General features: G+C 64.6%; 21 protein-coding genes. 14 read left to right on the top strand and 7 right to left on the bottom strand.

Going from position 1 to position 23,215, the window contains the following annotated elements:
• Window positions 1-147 precede the first annotated feature (147 nt).
• From dctP to purH, 8 genes are all read left to right on the top strand, one after another.
• The gene (gene dctP / locus GDA49_01480) at window positions 148-1,275 is read left to right on the top strand and encodes a TRAP transporter substrate-binding protein DctP (GenBank protein ID MBC6439093.1); all 1,128 of its coding nucleotides are present in this window, start codon (window positions 148-150) and stop codon (window positions 1,273-1,275) included.
• An 84-nt stretch (window positions 1,276-1,359) separates the two neighbouring features.
• Window positions 1,360-2,499 carry a TRAP transporter small permease subunit gene (locus GDA49_01475; GenBank protein MBC6439092.1) on the top strand — a complete coding sequence of 380 codons (1,140 nt, stop codon included), beginning with the start codon at window positions 1,360-1,362 and terminating at the stop codon, window positions 2,497-2,499.
• Window positions 2,499-3,863: a TRAP transporter large permease subunit gene (locus tag GDA49_01470; protein MBC6439091.1), complete on the top strand. Its 1,365-nt coding sequence runs from the start codon at window positions 2,499-2,501 to the stop codon at window positions 3,861-3,863. Before GDA49_01475 ends, GDA49_01470 begins: the two co-directional genes overlap by 1 nt.
• A 52-nt stretch (window positions 3,864-3,915) precedes the next feature.
• Window positions 3,916-5,406: a glycerol kinase GlpK gene (gene glpK / locus GDA49_01465; GenBank protein ID MBC6439090.1), complete on the top strand. Its 1,491-nt coding sequence runs from the start codon at window positions 3,916-3,918 to the stop codon at window positions 5,404-5,406.
• Between the two features lie 281 nt (window positions 5,407-5,687).
• On the top strand, window positions 5,688-6,056 hold the full coding sequence (locus GDA49_01460) for a hypothetical protein (GenBank protein ID MBC6439089.1): 369 nt from the start codon (window positions 5,688-5,690) through the stop codon (window positions 6,054-6,056).
• A gap of 726 nt (window positions 6,057-6,782) precedes the next feature.
• Window positions 6,783-8,087, top strand: coding sequence for a transcription termination factor Rho (rho, locus tag GDA49_01455; GenBank protein ID MBC6439088.1), 1,305 nt, complete (start codon window positions 6,783-6,785; stop codon window positions 8,085-8,087).
• Between the two features lie 277 nt (window positions 8,088-8,364).
• Window positions 8,365-8,673, top strand: a complete 309-nt coding sequence (locus GDA49_01450; protein ID MBC6439087.1) for a carboxymuconolactone decarboxylase family protein — start codon at window positions 8,365-8,367, stop codon at window positions 8,671-8,673.
• Window positions 8,674-8,869: 196 nt separating this feature from the next.
• Window positions 8,870-10,426 (top strand): bifunctional phosphoribosylaminoimidazolecarboxamide formyltransferase/IMP cyclohydrolase, encoded by a 1,557-nt coding sequence (purH, locus tag GDA49_01445; protein MBC6439086.1) that lies wholly within the window; start codon window positions 8,870-8,872, stop codon window positions 10,424-10,426.
• A gap of 168 nt (window positions 10,427-10,594) precedes the next feature.
• On the opposite strand, the gene GDA49_01440 is transcribed toward purH, so the two are convergent.
• Complete coding sequence (locus GDA49_01440) at window positions 10,595-10,813, bottom strand: hypothetical protein (protein MBC6439085.1); 219 nt, start codon at window positions 10,811-10,813, stop codon at window positions 10,595-10,597.
• Between the two features lie 90 nt (window positions 10,814-10,903).
• Between GDA49_01440 and GDA49_01435 the strand changes: the two genes are divergently transcribed.
• Window positions 10,904-11,704, top strand: coding sequence for a methyltransferase domain-containing protein (locus tag GDA49_01435; protein MBC6439084.1), 801 nt, complete (start codon window positions 10,904-10,906; stop codon window positions 11,702-11,704).
• Here the strand turns inward: GDA49_01435 and GDA49_01430 are convergent.
• Together GDA49_01430 and GDA49_01425 are read right to left on the bottom strand one after the other, a co-directional pair.
• Window positions 11,686-12,219: a GNAT family N-acetyltransferase gene (locus tag GDA49_01430; protein ID MBC6439083.1), complete on the bottom strand. Its 534-nt coding sequence runs from the start codon at window positions 12,217-12,219 to the stop codon at window positions 11,686-11,688. The two genes, GDA49_01435 and GDA49_01430, sit on opposite strands and share 19 nt — an antisense overlap.
• A 148-nt stretch (window positions 12,220-12,367) precedes the next feature.
• Window positions 12,368-12,829, bottom strand: a complete 462-nt coding sequence (locus GDA49_01425; GenBank protein MBC6439082.1) for a DUF2628 domain-containing protein — start codon at window positions 12,827-12,829, stop codon at window positions 12,368-12,370.
• A 129-nt stretch (window positions 12,830-12,958) separates the two neighbouring features.
• Between GDA49_01425 and hslV the strand changes: the two genes are divergently transcribed.
• Together hslV and hslU are read left to right on the top strand one after the other, a co-directional pair.
• On the top strand, window positions 12,959-13,531 hold the full coding sequence (hslV, locus tag GDA49_01420) for an ATP-dependent protease subunit HslV (protein ID MBC6439081.1): 573 nt from the start codon (window positions 12,959-12,961) through the stop codon (window positions 13,529-13,531).
• An 81-nt stretch (window positions 13,532-13,612) separates the two neighbouring features.
• Window positions 13,613-14,923 (top strand): ATP-dependent protease ATPase subunit HslU, encoded by a 1,311-nt coding sequence (hslU, locus tag GDA49_01415; protein MBC6439080.1) that lies wholly within the window; start codon window positions 13,613-13,615, stop codon window positions 14,921-14,923.
• Between the two features lie 181 nt (window positions 14,924-15,104).
• Here hslU and GDA49_01410 read toward each other — a convergent pair whose 3' ends face one another.
• Entirely contained in the window at window positions 15,105-17,018 is a 1,914-nt protein-coding gene (locus tag GDA49_01410) for an SUMF1/EgtB/PvdO family nonheme iron enzyme (protein MBC6439079.1), read from the bottom strand.
• Window positions 17,008-17,382, bottom strand: coding sequence for a hypothetical protein (locus tag GDA49_01405; GenBank protein MBC6439078.1), 375 nt, complete (start codon window positions 17,380-17,382; stop codon window positions 17,008-17,010). The genes GDA49_01410 and GDA49_01405 overlap by 11 nt, the downstream gene beginning before the upstream one ends.
• Window positions 17,383-17,584: 202 nt before the next feature.
• On the opposite strand from GDA49_01405, the gene GDA49_01400 reads away from it, so the two are divergent.
• Both GDA49_01400 and GDA49_01395 read left to right on the top strand, forming a co-directional pair.
• Window positions 17,585-18,343 (top strand): SDR family oxidoreductase, encoded by a 759-nt coding sequence (locus GDA49_01400; GenBank protein ID MBC6439077.1) that lies wholly within the window; start codon window positions 17,585-17,587, stop codon window positions 18,341-18,343.
• Between the two features lie 85 nt (window positions 18,344-18,428).
• Window positions 18,429-18,854 (top strand): hypothetical protein, encoded by a 426-nt coding sequence (locus GDA49_01395; GenBank protein MBC6439076.1) that lies wholly within the window; start codon window positions 18,429-18,431, stop codon window positions 18,852-18,854.
• A gap of 57 nt (window positions 18,855-18,911) precedes the next feature.
• On the opposite strand, the gene glpD is transcribed toward GDA49_01395, so the two are convergent.
• Both glpD and GDA49_01385 read right to left on the bottom strand, forming a co-directional pair.
• Window positions 18,912-20,492, bottom strand: a complete 1,581-nt coding sequence (gene glpD, locus GDA49_01390) for a glycerol-3-phosphate dehydrogenase (protein MBC6439075.1) — start codon at window positions 20,490-20,492, stop codon at window positions 18,912-18,914.
• On the bottom strand, window positions 20,482-21,285 hold the full coding sequence (locus tag GDA49_01385) for a DeoR/GlpR transcriptional regulator (GenBank protein MBC6439074.1): 804 nt from the start codon (window positions 21,283-21,285) through the stop codon (window positions 20,482-20,484). The genes glpD and GDA49_01385 overlap by 11 nt, the downstream gene beginning before the upstream one ends.
• 129 nt (window positions 21,286-21,414) lie before the next feature.
• On the opposite strand from GDA49_01385, the gene GDA49_01380 reads away from it, so the two are divergent.
• Complete coding sequence (locus tag GDA49_01380; protein ID MBC6439073.1) at window positions 21,415-23,160, top strand: carbohydrate ABC transporter substrate-binding protein; 1,746 nt, start codon at window positions 21,415-21,417, stop codon at window positions 23,158-23,160.
• Window positions 23,161-23,215: the final 55 nt, after the last annotated feature.

Below are 23,215 nucleotides of genomic sequence, written 5' to 3'. Positions count from 1 at the left end.
AAATTATGTGGCAAAATTGGTCAGCATGGGCAACAACCATCCTTACTGCCGATCAGGGGTGTCAAGGTGGGCTCCGTGCATCGGTTCCGGATATCCTTAACGAGGGAGACGAATGTTATGTCCAAGGACAACGAGACGGCCAGGACGATGGCCGCAGCGCGGGCGTTCAGCCGGCGCAATCTGCTGGCCGGTGCCGCCGTGACCGGCGGCATTGCGGCCACAGCGGCCGCTTCGAGCCAGCTCGGCGCGCCGTTCATCGGCACCGCCAGGGCCCAGACCACCACGTGGCGCATCCAGACCTCCTGGCCGGGCGGCATCGGTCTTGAGACCTTCAAGGCCTGGTCCAACTCGATCGTCGAGAAGACCGGTGGCGAACTCGCCTTCGAGCCCTTCGGTGCCAAGGACGTTGTCGGCGACTTTCAGCTCTTCGATGCCGTGAAGAACGGCGTTCTCGAAGCCATGAACCCCTTCACGCTCTACTGGGCGGGCCGCATGCCGGCCTCGGTGTTCCTCAGCTCCTATCCGCTCGGCCTGCGCCAGCCGCACGAGTGGGACGTCTTCTACTACGGCCTTGGCGGCCTTGAGATCGCCCGCGAGCTCTTCGCCCAGTTCGACATGTACTACGTCGGCCCGATCCACCACGGCCCGAACATCATCCATTCGAAGGTGCCGATCCGTTCAATCGAGGACTTCCGGGGCCGCAAGATGCGTCTGCCGGGCGGCATGGTCGCCGAGGTGTTCCAGGACGCCGGTGCCCAGACCACCCTGCTCCCGGGCAGCGAGATCTTCCCGGCACTTGAGAAGGACACGATCGACGTCGCCGACTACGTCGGCCCGGCCGTGAACCACGATCTCGGCTTCCATCAGGTCACCGACTTCATCTCCATGGGCCCTCCGGGCTTCATGTCGATCTACCAGCCGGTCGATCTCATGGACCTCACGGTCGCGATGGATGCCTGGAACGCGCTCTCGCCCGAGATGCAGCGGTTCATCGAGATGGAGGTCCATGTCTATTCGGACCTGCATCACGCCGCGATCCAGCGGGCCGACCAGGAGGCCTGGAAGAAGTTCGAGGAGGCCGGTACGACCGTGACGCGCCTGTCCCAGGACGATGTCGAGGCGTTCACGAAGATCGCCGTCCCGCGCTGGTTCGAATGGGCCAACAAGGACAAGCACGCCGCCCGGGTCTTCAGGATCCAGCTCGACTACATGATGTCGGGCAGCTTGGGCTACGTGACGTCCGATCAGATGGAAGGCCAAATGCTGGACTTCTGATCGCCAACGTTACCGGAACCGGCGTCACCGCAAGGGGGACGCCGGTTTCCCTTCTCCTCGCCCCGGGACCCCACGCGGTCGACCATGCCAGAAATCGATTTCGTCCTGCCCCACTGGGCCTATTGGTCCGGACTGGTCGTGTTCCCTGTTTTTGCTTTCATCATGCTGCGCTGCGAACGCGCGGTGGGCGGTGCGCGGCTCGTTTCCACGCCGGTCGCCTACCTGTTTCTTGTCACCGGCGGGTTTCTCGGGCTTCACAGGCTCTATCTGAGAAACCGGTGGTGGTGGGCCTATGTGCCCTTCGTGCTGCTGATCCTCCATGCCAACGTTCAGCTCGACGATGCCCGCAACGCCGAGTCGGAGGCCCGCAACGCCCGCATGGTCGCGGAGTTCAGGCTGGAGCTGGCGCAAGAAAAGGCCGATGACGGTGACTCGGAGGCGGCCGAGGCGGTCGAGGGCTGGAATCAGGAGCTCGCCGCCGTCGACCGGAGCGCCGCGGATGCCCAGGCTGCACGCGACTCCTGGAGCATGATCAGTTCGGTTGCCGGAGTCATCATCGTTCTGGCCCTGGCTGTGGACCTCGTCATGGTCCCGCGGCTGGCGCGCCATCGGCGGGAGATCGAGTCCGGACGCATCATGCCCTCGCACCTCATGGAAGAGGTCGAGGAACACGAAAGGCCGCCGCAGGAGGCGTCCTACACGGGTCCCGGTGCCGGCTACGTCCGCATTATCGGCGCGGTCAACGGCGGGGTCGGACAGTTCGTCGCCTGGTGGGCGCTGATCGCGGTCTTCGCCTACTACTACGAAGTCGTCTGCCGCTACGTCTTCAACTCGCCCACGAACTTCGTGCACGAGGGCATGTTCCTGATGTTCGGCATGCAGTACCTGCTGACCGGCGCGTTCGCCCTGCGCGAGAATGCCCACGTCCGGGTCGACGTCGTCTATGCCGGTCTCTCCGGTAAGACCAGGGCGATCCTCGATCTCATCACGTCGGTCTTCTTCTTCGTCTTCACGGTGTCCCTGTTCTGGACCGGCTACATCTTCTTCAGCGACTCCGCGATGGTCTGGGAAGTCTCCTTCACCGAGTGGGCGATCCAGTACTGGCCCGTGAAGGCCTCGATCATGATCGGTGCCGGGTTGCTCGTTCTGCAGGGACTGGCACGGGTGCTGCGCGACATCGCGACCGTTGCCGGCCACGACATGACCCGGCGGAGCGCTGCCTGATGGGATGGGAAATCAGCATCGAGGGGCTCACGCTCCTGATGTTCGGCTCGCTCGCAATCCTGCTGATCGCGGGCCTGCCGCTCAGCTTTGTCACCGGCGGCCTGGCCTGCATCTTCCTCTTCCTGTTCGGCGATGCGGCGATGCTCAACATGCTGCCGTCGCGCATCTTCCCGCTGATGACCGACTACCAGCTCTCGGCCATCCCGCTCTTCATCTTCATGGCATCGGTGCTCGAACGGGCAGGCGTGATCGAGCAGCTGTTCGACGTGATCTACAAGTGTCTGGGCGGCCTGAAGGGCGGCCTGGCGACCGCCGCGATCCTGGCCTCCACGGTGCTCGCGGCCATGTGCGGCGTGATCGGCGCGACCGAGGTCACCATGGGCCTGATCGCCCTGCCGGCCATGCTGAAACGCCATTACGATGTCCGCCTCGCAGCCGGGTCGATCCTGGGCGGCGGCACGCTCGGCATCCTGATCCCGCCCTCGATTCTGGCTATCCTGTTCGCCGTCGTGGCGCAGCAGTCGGTCGGCGAGCTCTTCCTGGGCGCGGTCATTCCCGGCCTGCTGCTCTCGAGTCTCTACATCGCCTACGTCACGATCCGCTGTTACATCAACCCGTCGCTCGGCCCGGCGCTCGATCCCTCCGAGCGCATCACGACGGCCGCGAAGCTCCAGCTTCTCAAGGGCATGGCCGCACCGATCGTGCTGGTCATCCTGGTCCTGGGCGTCATCTTTGCCGGAATCGCAACACCGGTCGAGGCCGCAGGCATCGGCACCTTCGGCGCACTGATCGTCGCCGGCACGCATCGCAAGCTCTCGTGGGAGGCGCTCCATTCGGCCGCGGTGACGACGGCGAAGGTCTCGGCCATGGTGCTCTGGATCGTCTTCGGCGCGACGATGTTCGTCGGCTTCTACGTCGTGAACGGCGGCCAGCAGTTCGTCAACGACATGATCATCGGCACGGGCCTGGGCCCCTACGGCATCCTGCTGGTCATGATGGTGATCCTCGTCCTGCTCGGCATGTTCCTCGACTGGGTCGGCATCCTGCTGCTGGCCGTGCCGATCTTCCTGCCCATCGTGAAGTCGCTGACCTTCGACGGCATTCTCGGCATGCCCGGTGTCGATCCCGAAAACGTCGCCCTGTGGTTCGCCGTCGTCTATATGGTCAACATGCAGATGTCGTTCCTGTCACCACCGTTCGGCTATGCGCTCTTCTACCTCAAGAGCGTCGCGCCACCGCAGGTGACGATGGGCCAGATCTACGCCGCATCGCTGCCGTTCCTGGCGCTGCAGGCGCTGGGCCTCTTCATCTGCGTGCTGTTCCCGCAGATCACGATCTGGCTGCCCAGACTGGTCTACGGCTGAACGGGAGACGGAGACGCGGAACGGGCGGCAGACGCACGTGAGGGAAGCGACGATGGGTCATGTTCTCGCCATCGACCAGGGCACCACATCAAGCCGGGCGCTGATCTTCGATGCCGGGTGCCGTATCGTCGCCATGGCGCAGCAGGAGTTCGACCAGCACCTGCCGCAATCGGGCTGGGTCGAACACGATCCCGGCGACATCTGGCGCACGACGGTCGAGACCTGCCGCGAGGCGATCGCCAATGCCGGCATCCAGGCCTCGGACATCGCCGCCATCGGCATCGCGAACCAGCGCGAGACGACGCTGGTCTGGGACCGCGCGACCGGACGCCCGATCGACAACGCCATCGTCTGGCAGGACCGCCGCACGGCCGAGACCTGCCGGGCGCTGAAGGACGCCGGGCACGAGGCGCTCGTCACGGAACGCACCGGCCTGCTGCTCGACCCCTACTTCTCGGGCACCAAGATCGCCTGGCAGCTCGACAACATCGAGGGCGCACGGGCCCGGGCCGAGGCGGATGAACTCTGCTTCGGCACCGTCGACAGCTATCTCATCTGGCATCTGACCGGCGGTGCGGTCCACGCGACCGATGCAACCAATGCCAGCCGGTCCATGCTCTACGACATCCGCTCGAACCTCTGGGATCCCGAGCTCTGCGCGCTGATCGGGGTGCCGATGTCGGTGCTGCCGGAAGTACGCGACAGCGCGGCCGACTTCGGCACGACCGACCCTGACATTCTCGGCGCGGCGATCCCGATCCTCGGCGTCGCGGGCGACCAGCAGGCCGCGACCATCGGGCAGGCCTGCTTTGCGCCCGGCATGATGAAATCGACCTACGGCACCGGCTGCTTCGCCCTGCTCAACACCGGTACCGATCCCGTGCCGTCCAGCAATCGCCTGCTCACCACCATTGCCTATCGACTCAACGGTCAGACGACATACGCGCTTGAGGGTTCGATCTTCATCGCCGGTGCGGTGGTGCAGTGGCTGCGCGATGGGCTCGGGCTGATCGGCGACGCTTCCGAGACCCAGCGGCTCGCCGAAGCTGCCGATCCCGGCCAGCGGGTCTATCTCGTGCCTGCCTTCACCGGGCTCGGAGCGCCGTGGTGGGATGCCGACGCACGTGGCGCCATGTTCGGCCTGACCCGCAGCACCGGGCCCAGGGAGCTGGCCCGCGCCGCACTGGAGAGCGTGGCCTTCCAGACCCGGGATCTGCTTGAAGCCATGCGGACCGACTGGCGTGACGCGGACGCCGGGACCGTTCTGCGGGTCGATGGCGGCATGACCGCCAGCGACTGGACCATGCAGGCGCTGGCCGACATCTCGGGGGCGACCGTGGACCGGCCCGGGATCACCGAGACCACTGCCCTCGGAGCGGCCTGGCTGGCCGGTCACCGGGCCGGTGTCTGGCCCGACATGGACGGTTTCAGCACCGATTGGGCGCGCGAGCGCCGCTTCACCCCCGAACGGGACCGCAAGGATGCCGACATGCACTACGCAGGGTGGCGCGCCGCCGTGCGACGGACCCTGAGCGGCGACTGAGCCTCGCCGACCCGGTCCCGCAGCCGCTCGGGCGGGCCCGGCGACAGGGCCATTCGACGAATGGCCGATCCATGCACGACTGTCATCGAGCCTTCACGATGAAGGCGCTGGGGACACGCATGGGGCAAGCGCGTGTTCGCGGCTGCAGAACCGGGACACCGCATCGCTAGGCAGGCCTGCGATGCGGAGCGACCGAAACTCCGCGAGGCGATGCCGTAGGTGCCCCGATCCTGAAGTTCCGGTTCCACCTCTCCAGGGAGGCCCGGGCCGGGAAGGCCACCATGGAGGGATATGTCACAATGGACATAACGGCCGCCGGCGAGGGCATGGACGGAAGTGATCTCGAACGCAGCAATCTCACAATCAAGGCCAATTTCGATGACGGCACGGTCACGACACGTGCAACCGATTTCAGCGGGTTTGACATTAGCGACCCGAACGCCCCTGCGTTGTTGAATAACGACTATACGGGGGAACTCAAGGGTCGCGGAAACCTCGTGTTGTCCGTCGGTGGCAGTCCAAGGATTCTAAGCAATCTAAACGGTGATATCAAGCGTTTCGAGGGCGGTTCGGATAATGACCCGAATCCCGCCTCTTCACCTCTCTGCAAGGTAACCTGTACGAGAACGGAGACTCAACGTTGCTGGTAGACGGAAAGGTTAGAGGAATCGTTAGAGGCATTTCCGGCCTGCTAATCGATGAGAGCGAAAGCGCTTTCTATGCCACGACTGTGCCCGCAAGCGAATGAAGACGGAGACGAACAAGCGGGAACAGGATAGGGCTTCAGGCGGCAGTGCTGCCTGAAGCCTTCTGTTTTTGCCGACTGCCTCCCCGAAGACCTGGACGGGCCCACCTTGGCGGCGCGGTCTTCTCCCATCGGGCCGAGGACGCTCCCGGGCGACACCCGCACAGCACCGACGGTGACATTACCGACAGTGACGTTGGCCCCCCATCATCTGGTGGCATGTCATCTGGCTGACACCAGTCTCTGCCCCGCCCGCGACAATCCCGGCCCTGCCGTTCAGCGTACTCATGGCGTTCCGGTACGTACACCTGTTCGGGTTCGAGGAGCGCAGCTTCCCGGTCGGGTTTCCGATACAACGCGGCGCATGGTCACCCCCGGTGCCCGGGGCGTCGACCGGCGCGATCCTTGAATGCGGTCCCGATGCGCTTGTTGTTTGACTCCGACCTCTGCCGATCCTATTATTCAGGGGTCTCAGCGAAAACGCAGGTATCCGACAACACGGTCCGGTTACGAGAACCAGCTCCATTCCTTGCGGAGCAGCGGTTCAGGAAGCGTCAAAGCCAACATCCCCATATCCAGCGGACACCCGTTCCCCTCCTGTGTGTCCGCCTTCAGAAGGTCCGCCATGGCCATGAGCGAAGCAGAAGAAACGCAAGTCACGACGAGCGAGCACAAGCCGCTCAACCTCCAGGAACTGAAAAACAGGAAGCCCGAAGAGCTGCTCACCTTCGGCGAAGAGATCGGTGTCGAGAACGCCAGCGTTCTGCGCAAGCAGGATCTGATGTTCGCCATCCTGAAGGAGATGGCCGAACAGGATGTTCCGATATTCGGCCAGGGCACGCTCGAGGTGCTGCCCGACGGGTTCGGTTTCCTCCGCAGCCCCGAGGCGAACTACCTGCCCGGCCCTGACGATATCTACGTCAGCCCGAACCAGATACGCCGCTTCGCGCTCAAGACCGGCGACACGGTCGATGGCGAGATCAGGAGCCCGAAGGAAAACGAGCGCTACTTTGCGCTCCTGAAGGTCAACCACATCAACTTCGAGGAACCGGAGACGACACGCCACCGGGTGCCCTTCGACAACCTCACCCCGCTTTATCCGGAAGAGAAGCTGAACCTGGAAATTCAGGATCCTGTGAAAAAGGATCTCTCGACCCGGGTGATCGAACTGGTCTCCCCGCTCGGCAAGGGCCAGCGCGCACTTCTCACCTCGCCGCCACGCGCCGGCAAGACGGTTCTGATGCAGAACATCGCGCACGCGATCGAGACCAACCATCCCGAGGTCTATCTGCTGGTCCTGCTGATCGATGAGCGGCCCGAAGAGGTCACCGACATGCAGCGCCAGGTGAAGGGGGAGGTCATCGCATCGACCTTCGACGAGCCGGCCACGCGCCACGTCGCGGTCTCCGAGATGGTGATCGAAAAGGCCAAGCGCCTGGTCGAGCAGAAGCGCGATGTCGTCATCCTGCTTGATTCGGTCACGCGTCTGGCGCGTGCCTTCAACACGACGGTGCCGTCGTCGGGCAAGGTGCTGACCGGCGGTGTCGATGCCAACGCCCTGCAGCGCCCGAAGCGGTTCTTCGGTGCCGCGCGCAACATCGAGGGCGGCGGCTCGCTCACCATCATCGCAACCGCGCTGATCGACACTGGTTCCCGAATGGACGAGGTCATCTTCGAGGAGTTCAAGGGCACCGGTAACTCCGAGATCGTCATGGACCGCAAGATTGCTGACAAGCGCATCTTCCCGGCGATCGACGTCGGCAAGTCCGGCACCCGCAAGGAGGAGCTTCTGGTCGGCAAGGCCCAGCTCGCCAAGATGTGGGTCCTGCGCCGCATCCTCATGCCCATGGGGCCCGTCGACGCGATGGAGTTCCTCATGGAGAAGCTCAAGCACACGAAGAACAACGACGACTTCTTCGACTCCATGAACACCTAGAGCATATCCCGTCCGGATTGGATCGGTCTGAACGGGCGAGGATGCTCCGGGTCTTTGGATGCAGAGCGGATTCACGCACGTCGTCATCGCGCTCCCGGCCTGTTGCGACGAACCCGACGTCATCGGCAACGATCCGGGACTCGACCCCGCCCCGCCATGCTCTATCGTTTTCGCACCCGATAGCGAGGAGGAAACGACCATGGCGAAGACACGCAAGGCCAAGGGTGCGGAGATGACGAAGCAACTCTTCGGCGGCCCGCTGCCCCAGGGCGGTCCGATGACATCGGACTTCATGGAGCTGACCAACGACTACCTGTTCGGCGAACTCTGGACCCGGCCCGGCATGACCATGAAGGAACGCAGCCGCGCGACCTGCACCGTGCTCGCCGCCTTCGGTCGCGAGGTCCAGCTCAAGGGCCACATCGGCGGCGCGCTCAACCTTGGCATCCGACCCGCCGAGCTCAGGGAGCTCTTCATCCACGTCGCCCACTACGCCGGCTGGTCGACCGGCCTGATCGCACTCAAGGCGCTCGACGAAGCGGTCGCCGAACGCGCGGCGGCCAGGAAAGCCGCGAAGAAGGTGTAGGCCAGGCGGCACCGTGACACGCCTCATCGCCCTCCGGGCCGGTTTGACACATTGTACCCATGCAGCACGCGGTTGCCGTTTCGTCCTTGATCGGGTGTTCTGACCACTCCCTCCCCACATCCCACAGTCTTCCCCGTAGGAAGGGCGCGGCCGGTCGGCTAACAGGGGCGTTCCCTGTCCTGACCCCGGTGCCTCCATGTCCGATGTGAAAATCACCCGTGCCCTGCTGTCGGTCTCCGACAAGACGGGGCTGCCCGGGTTTGCCGCTGCGCTGCACGGCCACGGGGTCGAGCTGATCTCGACCGGGGGGACGGCGAAGGCGATTGCCGAAGCCGGGCTTCCGGTGAAGGAGGTCGCCGATCTCACCGGTTTCCCGGAGATGATGAACGGGCGGTTGAAGACGCTGCATTCGGTGGTGCACGGCGGCATCCTGGCGAGGCGCGATCTGGAGGATCACGCAGCGGCGATGGCCGAGCACGGCATCAGGCCCATCGACCTCGTGGTGGTGAACCTCTATCCCTTCGAGGCGACGGCGGGGCGCGGCGCGCCATGGGAGGAGATTGTCGAGAACGTCGACATCGGTGGGCCCGCCATGATCCGTTCGGCTGCGAAGAATCATGCCTTCGTCGCCGTGGCGGTCGACCCGGTGGACTACCCGCGGGTGACCTCGGAGATGGCGCAGAAGGCTGGTGCGACCTCGCTTGAGCTGCGCCGGCTGCTGTCGGCCACGGCCTTCGGACACACGGCGGCTTACGATGCCGCCATCGCACAGCGCTTCAGCCAGGAGACGGGCGTGACCTTCCCGCGCCGCATCGCCTTTGCCGGCGTGCGCAAGCAGCTCCTGCGCTACGGCGAGAACCCGCACCAGGCTGCGGCTTTCTACAGCGATGGCACAAGGCGCGAGGGTGTGGCAACGGCGCGCCAGGTGGGCGGCAGGGACCTCAGCTTCAACAACCTCAACGACACCGACGCCGCCTTCGAACTGGTCGCCGAGTTCGACCATCCGGCAATCGCCATCATCAAACATGCCAACCCCTGCGGTGTCGCCGTGGGCGAGAACCTTCCGGAGGCGTATACCCGGGCGCTGGCCTGCGATCCCGTCAGCGCCTTCGGTGGTATCGTCGCCGCCAATCGCCCGCTTGACGAGGAGACCGCGCGGGCCATCACCGAAGTCTTCACCGAGGTCGTCATCGCGCCCGGCGCGAACGACGCCGCACTCGCCGTCTTCGAGGGCAAGAGGAACCTGCGCCTCCTGCTGACGGGCGGCATGCCCGATCCCGGCCAGCCCACGCTCACGGCCCGCACGCTGGCCTCGGGCCTGCTCGTCCAGGGTCGTGACGCCGGACGGGTGCGCACCGAAGACCTGGAGATCGTCACCGAACGACAGCCGACCGATGCCGAAATGGCCGACATGCTCTTTGCCTTCCGCGTCGTCAAACACGTGACGTCGAACGCCATCGTCTATGCCCGTGACAACGCCACGGTGGGCGTCGGCGCGGGCCAGATGAGTCGACTCGACAGCGTCATCGTCGCCCGCCAGAAGGCCCGGCGCGCCGGGCTCCCGATCGAGGGCAGCGTGGTCGCGTCAGACGCCTTCTTCCCTTTCGCCGACGGCCTGCTCGAAGCCGCCGAGGGTGGTGCCACCGCCGCTATTCAACCGGGTGGCAGCATACGCGACGAAGAGGTCATCGCCGCGGCCAACGAGAAGGGCATGGCCATGGTGCTGACCGGTGTGCGCCACTTCCGGCATTGATCATGCCGCAATAATCATGTCGCAATTTCGGTACCCTGCAAGTCGGCTTCGACGTGTTCCCCGGTCGCCGGCGCTCGCTCCGCTCACCTGGCTTTCGCCACATGCGCGGCGGGTACGCGGTCGCGTCGGCCTGCGACCTCCCGCCGCCGCCGATAACGGTCTGCCATCTCAGAACGACGAGGTCGGGACCGTGGCCGGGAGGCTGGTGGGATCGAAGGCAGGGGCCGGGGACACAAAACGCTGCAGCGCATCGCGGACGTTGCGTTCCGTCAGCCCGTCACGGCGCATCACTGCGACCACGATCGGGTCGGTGAGCATGTCGTCGAGACGGGGCTCGATTCCTGACCAGGACATGGCTTTCATGGCTGCTTGCTGCGCGTTCAACATGGTGTTCCTGATGATCCCCCTTGTAACCCGGGTTTGTATCGGTTGGGTATAGAACGCCGAAGGCGTCACAGCCAGCAAGGAATCAGCGTCATGAAGGAACGGGCGTCCATGACCGCGGAGGTCGACTTTCTGACAATAGCCGACGATTACGCCGCGTTCATGTCGTTCACGAATGAAACCGCAGCCCAGATCGCTGCGCTCCGCCTTCACCTGGATGCGGCGGCAGCGGCGGCCGAATCGTGGCGAATGCTGGACTTCGGCTGCGGCGACGGCAGCTTTGCCGCAAGCCTGCTCAAGGTGTCCGAAACGGGACAGCGCCCGGCCGTCCTGCATCTCGTCGAACCGGTCGACGAGCAGCGCCGACAGGCCGCCGGACGACTTATCTGCCTTGTGGACAAGGTCGTCGATGAGGGCACCGAACCCACACCCGACGGACCGCGAATCGGCCTGATCATCGCGAATCACTGTCTCTACTACGTACCCGATTCGGCTGCGGCCGTTTCCCGACTGCTCGATCGGCTGGCGCCCGGCGGCACCTTGGTTGCCGCCCTGCTCGACCGCCAGAACGCACTGGCACAGTTATGGCAGGCCGGGTTCGCCGCGATGAAATCGCCGTTCCCGTTTCCGCTGGCCGAGGACATCGCCGTGCTCTGTCGCTGCCATGACGCCGAGGTCACCGAAGAGCGCATCGCCTATCGCATCGCCTTCGAGGACACCGAAGCGAACCGGGTGAACGTATTGCGTTTCCTGTTCGGCGATAACCTCGTTCGGCTCGACCCCGCGACTGCGTTCGCGGTCTTCGAACCCTGGTGCGACGGCAACCGGATCGTGATGGAAACGTCGTACCCGCACCTCGTGGTGCGGCGCAGCACTCAGAGCGCCTTGACGTAGAAATAGCCGGTGACGAGCTTGCCTTCGGTCCTGGCGTAACTCGGCAGTTCGCCCCAGCGGGTGAAGCCGGCGGCTTCATAGACCTCGATGGCACGAGTCTGGGTCTCGCGGACGTCGAGCCTGAGATGGCTGTAGCTTTGGTTGAGGCACCATGCCTCGACCGATTCGAGCAGCATGGCGGCCAGGCCATGGCCGCGCGCCCAGGGTGCGACGAAATGGGTCGTCAGGTGCGGCGAATGCGCTTGCGCCTCGTTGAACCGCGGCGGCAACTGAAGCTGGGCCGAAGCCGCGATCGTGCCGTCGAGTCTGCCGACCCAGAGCTGACGCTCGGGCACCAGCAGCACGCCCTTCCAGTACCGCTCCATGTGATCGCGCGGCTGCGGATGCAGCCAGCCGAAGCCGTTGCCGTCGACGATGGCCGCGTCGGTCGCGCCGCACAGGTCGTCGAGATCCAGACGGTTCAGTTCCGTGATGTGCTCGACCTCGACCGAGGCCTTGCGCGCATTGCTGGTCATTTCCATCGGCGCTAGATGGACCCGCGCGCGTCGGCCCGCAAGCCCGGAAAGGGTGAAAAGGACGCGCCCCCCGCGTGACGATACACCGGCCGATCCACAGCCGGAAACGCCGTTCAGAGACGATTCCGGGCGATCAACGGGGGCGAGATCATGGCTTCCAGGGCGGCCCGGGCGACGATTTTTCGGACGGACCCGACACCTGCGCGGAAACCGGATCGGGCACCGGCGCCGGTGGGCGCGACTCCTGGGTCCACAGGATCAGGCCAAGCGCCTCGGCCTCGTCGAGATCGCGCGCCTTGAGCGTGGCAATCGGCCGGTAGCGGCGCAGGCCAAGCTCCATCAGACGGATCTCGGCCGCAGCCATGGCGAGCATCACGATCGCGGCGAGCTGTACAATCAAAACGCCGGTGACATCGAGTCCGATTCCCTCGGCAACCAGCGTGAGCACGGGTACGACGAGCACGAACAGGAGTGCGGTGAACCAGGCACCGCGATAGAGCGCCCAGAGCTCGCGGAAGATCAGCGCGCCCCACGAGAACCCGAGCGGCACGGCCTGCACCGCCGGGTCTCTGCCGGGCTTCTCCTTGATCATGACCGTCCAGTCACACATCAGGTTGCTCCGCTCCTTGTCGAGGCTCGCCCTTCAGCTCGCTCGCACCGGCCCGCTCCTCTTGACCGAAGAGGGCGGGAGGCCACATAGCATGGGTGCCGGGTCGACGCATCGGCGCGGCTCTTCTCCATGACTTCCGACGAGACCTCCATGACCCAGACCGACCTATGGCACGGCACCACGATTCTTTCCGTCCGGCGCGGCGGCAGGGTGGTGGTTGCGGGCGATGGCCAGGTCTCCATGGGGCCGACGGTGGTGAAGGGCAACGCGGTCAAGGTGCGCCGTCTGGGCGATGGCAACATCCTGGGCGGCTTCGCCGGCGCCACCGCCGATGCCTTCACATTGTTCGAGCGGTTGGAGGAGAAGTTGGAGCGCCATCCGGGCCAGTTGGCGCGTGCCTGCGTCGAGCTCGCCAAGGACTGGCGCACCGATCGCTACCTCCGTCGGCTCGAGGCACTGATGGCCGTGGCCGACGCCCAGGTCTCGCTGATCCTCTCGGGCACGGGCGACGTTCTGGAGCCCGAGGACGGGCTTATCGGCATCGGTTCGGGCGGCAACTATGCCCTGTCGGCAGCGCGTGCGCTATCGACTGTCGACGACCTCTCGGCCGAGGAGATCGCCCGCCGCAGCCTCGGGATCGCCGCCGACATCTGCGTCTACACCAACCGCAACGTCACGCTTGAGACGATCGATGCGGCCTAGCGCTGTCGCTTTTCTGTCGAGGTCCCCGCTCGGCGCGGCTGCGCCGCCTGGCCGGGATGAAACCCTTTTTCCGGATTGCCGATGACCTCCTTTTCTCCCCGCGAGATCGTCTCCGAACTCGACCGCTTCATCGTCGGCCAGCATGACGCCAAACGTTCGGTTGCCATCGCGTTGCGCAACCGCTGGCGGCGGCGGCAGCTTGAACCCGCGCTGCGCGAAGAGGTCCTGCCCAAGAACATCCTGATGATCGGCCCGACAGGCGTGGGCAAGACCGAGATCGCCCGCCGTCTGGCGCGGCTGGCCAATGCACCCTTCCTCAAGGTCGAGGCGACCAAGTTCACCGAGGTCGGTTATGTTGGCCGCGATGTCGAGCAGATCATTCGCGACCTTGTCGAGATCGCCATCACCCAGATCCGCGCCATCCTGCGCAAGGAGGTCGAGGCCAAGGCCGAGCTCAATGCCGAGGAGCGTGTGCTCGATGCGCTGGTCGGCGACAACGCGAGTGCCGACACCCGCCAGAAGTTTCGCGCGATGCTGCGCGAGGGCCAGCTCGATGACAGGGAGGTCGAACTCCAGGTCACCGAGCAGGGCTCCGGCGCACTGCCCACCTTCGACATTCCCGGCATGCCGGGCGCCCAGATGGGTATGCTCAATCTCAACGACATCTTCGGCAAAGGCCTGGGCGGTCAGACCAAGCCCAGGAAGATAAAGGTGGGCGAGAGCTACGAGGTGCTGATGGCCGAGGAGGCCGACAAGCTGCTCGATGAGGAGACGGTGGTGAAATCAGCCATCGAATCGGTCGAGCAGAACGGCATCGTCTTCATCGACGAGATCGACAAGATCGCTGCGCGCAGCGAACGCCAGGGTGCGGATGTCAGCCGCGAGGGCGTGCAGCGCGACCTGCTTCCGCTGATCGAGGGCACGACGGTCGCCACCAAGCACGGCTCGATCAAGACCGACCACATCCTCTTCATCTGCTCGGGCGCATTCCACCTCGCCAAGCCGTCGGACCTGCTGCCTGAGCTGCAGGGCCGCCTGCCCAACCGGGTCGAGCTTCGGGCGCTCACGCGCGACGACTTCCGCCGCATCCTGACCGAGCCCGAGAACAGCCTGATCATCCAGTACACCGCGCTGATGGGCACCGAGGAGGTGACGCTCGAGTTCGGCGGCGACGCGATTGATGCGCTGGCCGACCTCGCGACAAAGATCAACGAGACCGTCGAGAACATCGGCGCCCGAAGGCTTCACACGGTAATGGAGAAGCTGCTCGAGGAGATCAGCTTCACGGCACCGGACCGCAGCGGTGAAACGATCGCCATCAATGCCGCCTTCGTCCACGACCGCGTCGGCGAACTCGCCAGCAACGCGGATTTGAGCCGGTTCATCCTGTAGTTAAAGATATCTTCAAGCTACATCTTCATGAATTTTTCGCGCAGGCTCGCGATCTGTATCAGACTCAAAATAGAAATTTCCAGAGTTCAAAGTCATTATCCTTCCTGATGACCTCGTTCCGATCCATCACATGGAGCACTCGGCGGACACCCGCGACCTTATGAGCCGGAACGATCCGGGCTCAGGCGTTACCGTCGCGATTGAGATCGGCCACAACGCGAAAGCCGACCGTGGCGCAGCGGTCGAGGCCTGGCCACAGGAGCAGGTACTTTGATGCGAAGATCGGCTCTTTCGGTCCTCCATCGGGATACCAGCGTGATCCCCGCGCTTCGAAGTCTGCACCGCCCTTGAGCATGCAAAACCGCGTGCGGCCGTCGCTTCGTTCAGGGCCGGTCCAGTTCCAGACCCGGACACTGTCATCGGCCAGCAATCCCCCTTCGGCGGCACACTGCCATTCGGCTTCGGTCGGCAGACGACCGCCGCGCCAGGATGCATAGGCACGCGCGTCGTCAGGACCGATGAAGACCACGGGATCGTCGTCCTGCCCTTGCTCTTCCAGAAATTGGTCATCGTGGCGCGGCCGGTAGCCGGTCGTTTCGACAAAGGTCCGGAACTCGGCGCAGGTGATCGACACGGGCGTGATGGCAAACGGCTCGAGCTCGTCGCGCACCGTGCGCTCGACCAGATCGTGCAGGCCCGGAAGCGTATGGCTTTCGCAATCCGGTGCCGACGCGCTGGCTTCGTCACCGCACTCCCGACACCGCATCACGACACGGCGCTCCCACGTCCCGCCACCACAGCGCACCATACCATCCGGAACCTGCTGCCGGCGCATGATCGCACCGTGACTCAGGGGCACCACGGCGCGCGGCCCACCGACCGATGAAGCGTCAGGAAGAGATAACCAGCGTGTCCGCTGGCCGGTCAGAAACTGCGCGTCGGAGACACCCTCGCAGACCGCTGTCATGCCGTGGGGTGGAAGGTCCAGCAACACCCTGCTGTCGGTTGCCTCGAGGTCCTGTCCCGCCATCAGATCGGCGGCTTGATCGGCGGTGACATCAAGCGGCACGTTGCGCGCCCAGCTTTCGCGACGGTTGACGATGGTCCACAGGCGAACCCCGCCGAGGTCCCAGGCGGAAGCGAAGACGCCTTCGGCCGGCCGAACCGCAAGCGGGCTCCAGACACCGTCGGTGAAGTGCCGCGCATGGCGATGACGGGCCGCGCTCCAGAGCTTGAGCCAGACGGCGTCGCGCTCGGACCAGCCGTTCCAGGACCCGAACACGTTCTCCCACACGACCATGCCGGCGCCGTTCATCAGGGCGAGTTGCATCTCGCTGCGGTGATCGCCGATCCAGCGATGGACCAGGTGCAGCATCTGTCGGCGTTCGAACCAAGCATTGCGCAGCACACCGGGCACTGGGCGATCACGGTACACCTCGGCCCAGCTCATGTGGTGATCGGCGATCCGGTCGAGCGGCGTGAAGGACTGCGATTCCAACACGACGCCCGGCCTGACCGCATCAAGGGCGCCGCGCAAGTCCGCAGCCGCCTCCGCCATGGTGTCGAGGTAAAGGCCATCGGCATCGAGTGCCGCGACCAGCTCGGCAAGGACAACATGGTCGGGCCGGGCTTCCCGCCGCGTTGCCCGATCCCACGGGTTGTAATCGAGCAACACACGGACCCCGCGGGCATGAAGACGATCGATCGCATCGCGCAGGCCATCGAGGCCGCCCGGCATGCGGCGGTAGAAGTCGAACTGGTTGCGCCTGTCGAAACCGAGGTTGGGATAGGCGTGCCAGAGAATCACGCCATCAAGCACGCCGAAGCGCTGTTCGAAGTCGTCGACATAGGCGTCGACCCGCCATTCATGATGGTCGCGATCGTAGAAACGTTGGTCCCAGAGCAGGATCTTGTGGGTCGAGATGCAATCGGAGACCCAGGCAAAGGCAGGGTTCGTGAAGGCCGCTCCGTCATGTCCGAGGGAACGCCGGCTTTCATCGCGCCAGTCGGTCAGGCCCTCGCGCCAGTCCGACCAGGCGCCGGGATCGTCGGGCGCTGCGATCAGAACGTCGACATCGTCTCCGTCAGGCACCATGACCGCCGAGATCGAAGGCCGGGATCGGCGCGCCGAACTGCTCCCTCAGCGACGCAACGCCAAGGCCTGCGGCATAGGGGGTCTGCATCCGTCCGCCCCGGACTTCCCGAAAGTCAACAGCATTCGAGACGCTGAACCGGTTGTGAAAGTCGACCGTGTGGGCACGCAGGCAGGCAGGCGTGGACAGCGACATATGGGCCATAGCCGCCGGAATGATCTCCGCACCACCGATGCACGCAACGATCACCATCAAGCCAGCCTCGACCGCGAGGTCGCACACCTGGCGCGCCCGCGTGATGCCGCCGAAACGCGAGATCCTGATGGTGACGCCATCGGCGGCACCATCGCTGACGATCCGCAACATCGCTTGCAGGCTGTCGCAGGACTCATGTCGTCCTTGCAGGGAAGTTCAAGGCCGTATGCAGCGATGCGCGTGATTTTCATGGTTATTCTCTTTGCGTGCGCCATCGGGCGACTATAGCGGACTCATGCGCCCATGCGCATCGTGCTTGACCCTGATAGCGATCTTCCGTGTAAACAACACGAGAAGAGGCGAGGGGTACTCCATGGCAGCTGTGCAACGTGTCGCCGTCGTCACCGGGGCGGGCAGCGGAATCGGCCGGGCCTGCGCGCTCGGCCTCCATGACGCCGGTTTTGCCGTGGCCTTGGCCGGACGGCGTCTGGGCCGGCTGGAAGCGGCGGTCGCCGAACGGCCGGGCGCGGGTGGGCGGCTGTTGCCCGTCACCTGCGATGTCGGCGATCCGGATTCGGTGGCGGCCCTGTTCGCCGCCGTCGAAACGGCCTTTGGCCGGCTCGATCTGCTGTTCAACAACGCGGGTATTGGCGCACCGGATGTGCCGATGGAGGAGCTCACGTTCGAGCAGTGGCAGGCCGTGGTGAACACCAACCTGACCGGGCCGTTTCTGTGCACCCGGCACGCCATGCGGATCATGAAGGCCCAGACGCCCCGCGGCGGGCGGATCGTGAACAACGGCTCGATCTCGGCCCATGTCCCGCGACCGCGCTCCGCCCCCTACACGGCCACCAAACACGCGATCACAGGCCTGACGCGATCGACCTCGCTCGACGGTCGCAGGTTCGACATCTGCTGCGGGCAGATCGATATCGGCAACGCGCTGACCGACATGACCGCCGGTTCCGGCCATGGACTTGAGCAGCCTGACGGCCGGATCATGCCGGAACCGACCATGGACGTGCAGAACGTGGTGGATACTCTGTTGCTGATGGCCAACATGCCGCTCGACGCCAATGTGCCGTTCATCACCGTCATGGCGAACACCATGCCCTACATCGGCCGCGGCTGAACGGTTGCGCCTCTCGCGCGCCCATCCCAAAATCGCGCGCGGCTGTCAGGGCGGGTCAACAAGAACCATTGGAGGGCAACGTGCCATGGAATTGGTCGAAATCGGACTGGCGGTCTGGGTTTTCTGCGGCTTTATGCTGGCGGCGGTGATTGCCCTGCTGTGTCGTGGCATGGGAAAGTCCACTGAGATGAACCCCGAGTTCCTGGCGAATATGGGATTCCTTTGGTCGATCGTGCCGGTCGCCATGTTCGGTGCCAGCCGCTACTTCCCGTGGATGGACCTCAGCGTTCTCGCGCCGTTCGCGTTCCTGCTGGGATTGGTCCCGCTGACCATCGTCATGGTGATCCGCGGCACGCCCGAGCACGCGCCGCCGCTGTTCGGACGCGATGATCAGGGCCGCCTGTCGCTCTTTGCATGCAGCCCGCAAGAGGTCGTTACGACCTTGCTCTACGCCGTTCTGGCGTTCGAGGTCTGCACCATCTTCCTCTGGGACGAGCTCTACCGCGCCTGATGCGGTCCGCTCTGCATCTTTGAAAGACCCGGAGCATCTTCACCCGTTCAGATTGATTCAATCTGAACGGGATATTCTCTGGCTCGGGGACGCCTGACGGGCTCCGGTGACGTGCGCCGGAGCCACCTTGCCGAATCGCTCCGCCAGCCAGCTCTCCAGCTCGCGCGCCTCCTCGCGTGACAGGACAAGCCCCAGCTTGGTGCGGCGCCAGAGTGCATCCTCGGCGGTCCGCGCCCACTCCCGGTCGATCAGCCACACAACCTCGCGTTCCGTAAGATCGGCGCCGAAACGTGTGCCCATATCGGTAAGGCTGGCCGCGGTGCCGAGAAGGTCGAACGCGAGCGTGCCATAGAGCCGGATCAGCCGTCCGGCCCAATCGTCACCCAGGAAGGGGTAGCGCGATGCCAGGTCGCGCGTCAGCCGTTCCACACCATCGACGTCAAAGTCACCGCCCGGAAGACTGACGTCGGCGGTCCAGGGGCCTGTCATGTGCGTATAATAGGGCCAGAGCTTCGCGAGAGCGGCCTCCGACAGACGCCTGTAGGTCGTGATCTTGCCGCCGAAGACGTTAAGCAGCGGCGCCGCACCGCCGGCCTCCTCGAGTTCCAGCTTGTAATCCCGTGTCGCGGCCGTGTTCGAGATGGCACCATTGTCGTAGAGAGGGCGAACGCCCGAGTAGGTCCAGACGATGTCATCGTCCACGACCGGGCGATCGAGATACTCGGAGACGGCGGAACAGAGATAGGTCCGCTCGGCATCGCTGCAGCACGCCGCTTCTGGCGATCCGTCATGATCTTCATCGGTGGTGCCGACCAGCGTGTAGTCGGTCTCGTAGGGAATCGCGAAGACAATACGGCCGTCGGCGTTCTGGAAGATGTAGGCGCGATCGTGTTCGAACAGTCTGCGAACCACAATGTGGCTGCCCTTGACGAGACGGATGCGGGCGGCGCTGTTGTGCCGCAGACGGTTCTGAATCACGTCCTCGACCCACGGTCCCGATGCGTTGACCAGTCCGCGCGCCATGATCTCCGACCGTGCGCCGGTCTCGGTGTCCTCCAATGTCAGGAGCCAGAGCCCGTTGTCGCGCCGCGCTTCGAGACAGCGTGTTCGGACCGCGACCTCCGCTCCCAGATCGGTTGCCGCCCGGGCGTTGAGAACCACCAGTCGCGCATCATCGATCCAGCAGTCGGAGTACTCGAAGCCGCGGCGGAAGCGATCCTGAAGCGGATTGCCGGTCGGGTCCTTCCGAAAATCGATGCTTCGGGTGGGCGGCAGCCGCTTCCGACCGCCGAGATGATCGTAGATGAACAGGCCAAGCCGGATCAGCCAGGCGGGCCTGAGGCCCGGATGGTGCGGCAGCACAAAGCGCAGCGGCCATGAGATATGCGGCATGGTGCGCAAGAGCACCTCGCGCTCTTCGAGCGCCTCGCGCACCAGGCGGAACTCGTAGTGTTCCAGATAACGCAGGCCGCCGTGAAAGAGCTTGGTCGAGGCCGATGACGTGCCTTGGCCGAGATCGCCCTGTTCACAGAGGTAGACACTGAGACCCCGCCCGGCGGCATCGCGGGCGATCCCGCAGCCGTTGATTCCGCCACCGATGATGGCGAGGTCGACGATGCTGCCCGGTTCACGCGTCATCGGATACTCCGGGCACGGTGATCTCGATCGCGACATCTTCGGCGTCGCAGGCTTCGACGAACGAGGGCGGCGGCGCCCGGTCGGTGACGAAGAAGTCGATCTGGCCCAGGGGACAGATCCGGACCGGCGCGCTGCGGCTGAACTTGGTGTGGTCGCTGACGAGGATGGTGCGGCGTGCGTTGGCCGCGATGGCCCGTGCAACGGCAACCTCACGCACATCGAAGTCCATGATGGAGCCGTCGGCATCGAGTGCGGAGGCGCCGATCACGGCATAGTCTGTCCGGAACTTGCGGATGAAGTCGACCGCTTCGTCACCGACGATCGCACCATCGGTCTGGCGCACTGCACCGCCCGCCAGAATGATCTCCTTGGCCGGTGTGCCCGACAGGATGTTGACCACGTTGATGTTGTTCGTGACGACAAAGAGGTCGCGCTTGTCGCGCAGGGCATGAGCGACCTGTTCCGTCGTGGTGGCAATGTTGATGGTGAGCGAACAGCCGTCCGGAATCATGGCCGCCGCATGACGCGCAATCGCCCGTTTCTCGTCGAGAGCCAGCGAACGCCGTTCGGTATAGGCAAGAATGGTCGTGCTGGCCGCCTGAACGGCGCCGCCGTGGATCCGCGTGATCAATCCGTCGGCACTGAGGATGTTGAGATCTCGCCGGATCGTCTGCGTTGTGACCTGGAAGTCAACCGCGAGATCGTCGACCAGAACACGCCCTTCGGTGCGCAGACGGGCCATGATGAGCGATTGACGGTCGCTCAGAACCATGGGTGACGATCCGCGAGTCATGTTCGTATAATATCGTGATTGTTTTCGGATGAAAGTCGACCTTTTCACTTGACGGCCAGCATTCTCACAAATGAGCATGATTGATCCGAGTCGGCATCGCCGAATTCGGGAAGCACATGGGAGGACAGCATGCGCAATCGCATTGTTGCAGCCGCCGCCGGTTTGGCGATGGCCAGTTCGGCATCGTCGGCATGGGCCGAGATGGCGGCTGCGGAGACGTGGGTGAACGAAGAGTTCCAACCCTCGACTCTGACAGTCGAGGAACAGATGGCCGAGATGGAGTGGTTCATCGAAGCCGCCAAGCCGTACGCCGGCATGGAAATCAACGTGCTGTCGGAGACGATTCCGACGCACACTTACGAATCTGAAGTCCTGACGCAGGCGTTCGAGGACATCACCGGCATAAAGGTCAACCACCAGTTGCTTGGCGAAGGCGAAGTGGTGCAGGCGGTGCAGACCCAGATGCAGACGGGTCGGAACCTTTACGACGCCTACATCAACGACAGTGACCTGATCGGCACCCACGCGCGCCTGCAGCTCGCGGTCAACCTGACCGACTGGATGGCCGGCGAAGCTGCGGCGGTGACGAACCCCAATCTGGACCTGGACGACTTCATCGGCATCGCGTTCACGACGGGCCCCGATGGCGACCTGTATCAGCTTCCCGACCAGCAGTTCGCCAACCTCTACTGGTTCCGCAAGGACTGGTTCGACCGCGAGGACTTCCAGGCGCAGTTCAAGGAGATCTACGGCTACGATCTCGGTGTGCCGGTCAACTGGTCGGCTTATGAGGACATCGCCGAGTTCTTCTCGGTGCATGTCGGCGAGATCGATGGCGTCGAAGTCTACGGGCACATGGACTACGGCAAGCGCGCTCCCGACCTCGGCTGGCGCATGACCGATGCGTGGCTCTCCATGGCCGGCGCTGGCGACATCGGCCTGCCGAACGGCGTGCCCGTCGACGAGTGGGGTATCCGCATGGAAGAAGGCAGCTGCAATCCGGTTGGCGCCAGCGTCAGCCGCGGCGGCGCTGCCAACGGCCCTGCAGCGGTCTACGCGATCCGCAAGTGGGACGAGTGGCTCCGCGCCTACGCCCCGCCGGCGGCTGCCAGCTACGACTTCTACCAGTCACTGCCGGCCCTCGCCCAGGGCAACGTCGCCCAGCAGGTCTTCTGGTACACGGCCTTCACCGCGTCGATGGTGGAGTCCCGGGAAGACGGCAACAACACGGTCGATGAAGACGGCATGCCGCTGTGGCGGATGGCGCCCAGCCCGAAGGGTCCCTACTGGGAGGAAGGCCAGAAGCTCGGCTATCAGGACGCCGGTTCGTGGACGATCCTGAACTCGACGCCGACCGATCGCGCCATGGCTGCCTGGCTCTATGCCCAGTTCGTGGTGTCCAAGACCGTCGACGTGAAGAAGAGCCATGTCGGCCTGACCTTCATCCGTGACAGCACCGTCAACCACAAGAGCTTCACCGAGCGCGCACCTGCGCTGGGCGGCCTCGTGGAGTTCTACCGCTCGCCCGACCGCGTGCTGTGGACCCCGACGGGCGTCAACGTTCCCGACTATCCCAAGCTGGCCCAGATCTGGTGGCAGCAGATCGGTGACGTGAACTCGGGTGCCTTCACCGCGCAGGAAGCCATGGATCGTCTCGCCAGCGAGATGGACCAGGTCATGGCGCGTATGCAGGCCGCCGACGAAGGTGCCGATGTCTACGGTGGTTGCGGACCGCGCCTCAACGAGGAGAGCGATCCGGAGTACTGGCTGTCGCAGCCCGGTTCACCGAAGCCCATGCTGGAAAATGAGAAGCCCCGGGGCGTGACGATCGCCTATGAGGAGCTCATCGGTCGCTGGGCCGACGCGGCCGAGTAAGCCAGGCGATGAACCGGCGGCTGCCTTTCGGGACCTCCGTGGGCAGCCGCCGTTC

Source organism: Rhodospirillales bacterium (assembly GCA_014323865.1).
GTDB lineage: Bacteria > Pseudomonadota > Alphaproteobacteria > SP197 > SP197 > SP197.
This window is presented reverse-complemented; position numbering and strand designations above follow the sequence as displayed.

What these genes read in the sequence shown, in the direction of transcription:
- dctP (MBC6439093.1), top strand. Translation starts at nt 148, where the DNA reads ATGGCCGCAGCGCGGGCGTTCAGCCGGCGCAATCTGCTGGCCGGTGCC.
- GDA49_01475 (MBC6439092.1), top strand. Translation starts at nt 1,360, where the DNA reads ATGCCAGAAATCGATTTCGTCCTGCCCCACTGGGCCTATTGGTCCGGA.
- GDA49_01470 (MBC6439091.1), top strand. Translation starts at nt 2,499, where the DNA reads ATGGGATGGGAAATCAGCATCGAGGGGCTCACGCTCCTGATGTTCGGC.
- glpK (MBC6439090.1), top strand. Translation starts at nt 3,916, where the DNA reads ATGGGTCATGTTCTCGCCATCGACCAGGGCACCACATCAAGCCGGGCG.
- GDA49_01460 (MBC6439089.1), top strand. Translation starts at nt 5,688, where the DNA reads ATGGAGGGATATGTCACAATGGACATAACGGCCGCCGGCGAGGGCATG.
- rho (MBC6439088.1), top strand. Translation starts at nt 6,783, where the DNA reads ATGAGCGAAGCAGAAGAAACGCAAGTCACGACGAGCGAGCACAAGCCG.
- GDA49_01450 (MBC6439087.1), top strand. Translation starts at nt 8,365, where the DNA reads ATGACATCGGACTTCATGGAGCTGACCAACGACTACCTGTTCGGCGAA.
- purH (MBC6439086.1), top strand. Translation starts at nt 8,870, where the DNA reads ATGTCCGATGTGAAAATCACCCGTGCCCTGCTGTCGGTCTCCGACAAG.
- GDA49_01440 (MBC6439085.1), bottom strand. Translation starts at nt 10,813, where the DNA reads ATGTTGAACGCGCAGCAAGCAGCCATGAAAGCCATGTCCTGGTCAGGA.
- GDA49_01435 (MBC6439084.1), top strand. Translation starts at nt 10,904, where the DNA reads ATGAAGGAACGGGCGTCCATGACCGCGGAGGTCGACTTTCTGACAATA.
- GDA49_01430 (MBC6439083.1), bottom strand. Translation starts at nt 12,219, where the DNA reads ATGACCAGCAATGCGCGCAAGGCCTCGGTCGAGGTCGAGCACATCACG.
- GDA49_01425 (MBC6439082.1), bottom strand. Translation starts at nt 12,829, where the DNA reads ATGTGTGACTGGACGGTCATGATCAAGGAGAAGCCCGGCAGAGACCCG.
- hslV (MBC6439081.1), top strand. Translation starts at nt 12,959, where the DNA reads ATGACTTCCGACGAGACCTCCATGACCCAGACCGACCTATGGCACGGC.
- hslU (MBC6439080.1), top strand. Translation starts at nt 13,613, where the DNA reads ATGACCTCCTTTTCTCCCCGCGAGATCGTCTCCGAACTCGACCGCTTC.
- GDA49_01410 (MBC6439079.1), bottom strand. Translation starts at nt 17,018, where the DNA reads ATGGTGCCTGACGGAGACGATGTCGACGTTCTGATCGCAGCGCCCGAC.
- GDA49_01405 (MBC6439078.1), bottom strand. Translation starts at nt 17,382, where the DNA reads ATGTTGCGGATCGTCAGCGATGGTGCCGCCGATGGCGTCACCATCAGG.
- GDA49_01400 (MBC6439077.1), top strand. Translation starts at nt 17,585, where the DNA reads ATGGCAGCTGTGCAACGTGTCGCCGTCGTCACCGGGGCGGGCAGCGGA.
- GDA49_01395 (MBC6439076.1), top strand. Translation starts at nt 18,429, where the DNA reads ATGGAATTGGTCGAAATCGGACTGGCGGTCTGGGTTTTCTGCGGCTTT.
- glpD (MBC6439075.1), bottom strand. Translation starts at nt 20,492, where the DNA reads ATGACGCGTGAACCGGGCAGCATCGTCGACCTCGCCATCATCGGTGGC.
- GDA49_01385 (MBC6439074.1), bottom strand. Translation starts at nt 21,285, where the DNA reads ATGACTCGCGGATCGTCACCCATGGTTCTGAGCGACCGTCAATCGCTC.
- GDA49_01380 (MBC6439073.1), top strand. Translation starts at nt 21,415, where the DNA reads ATGCGCAATCGCATTGTTGCAGCCGCCGCCGGTTTGGCGATGGCCAGT.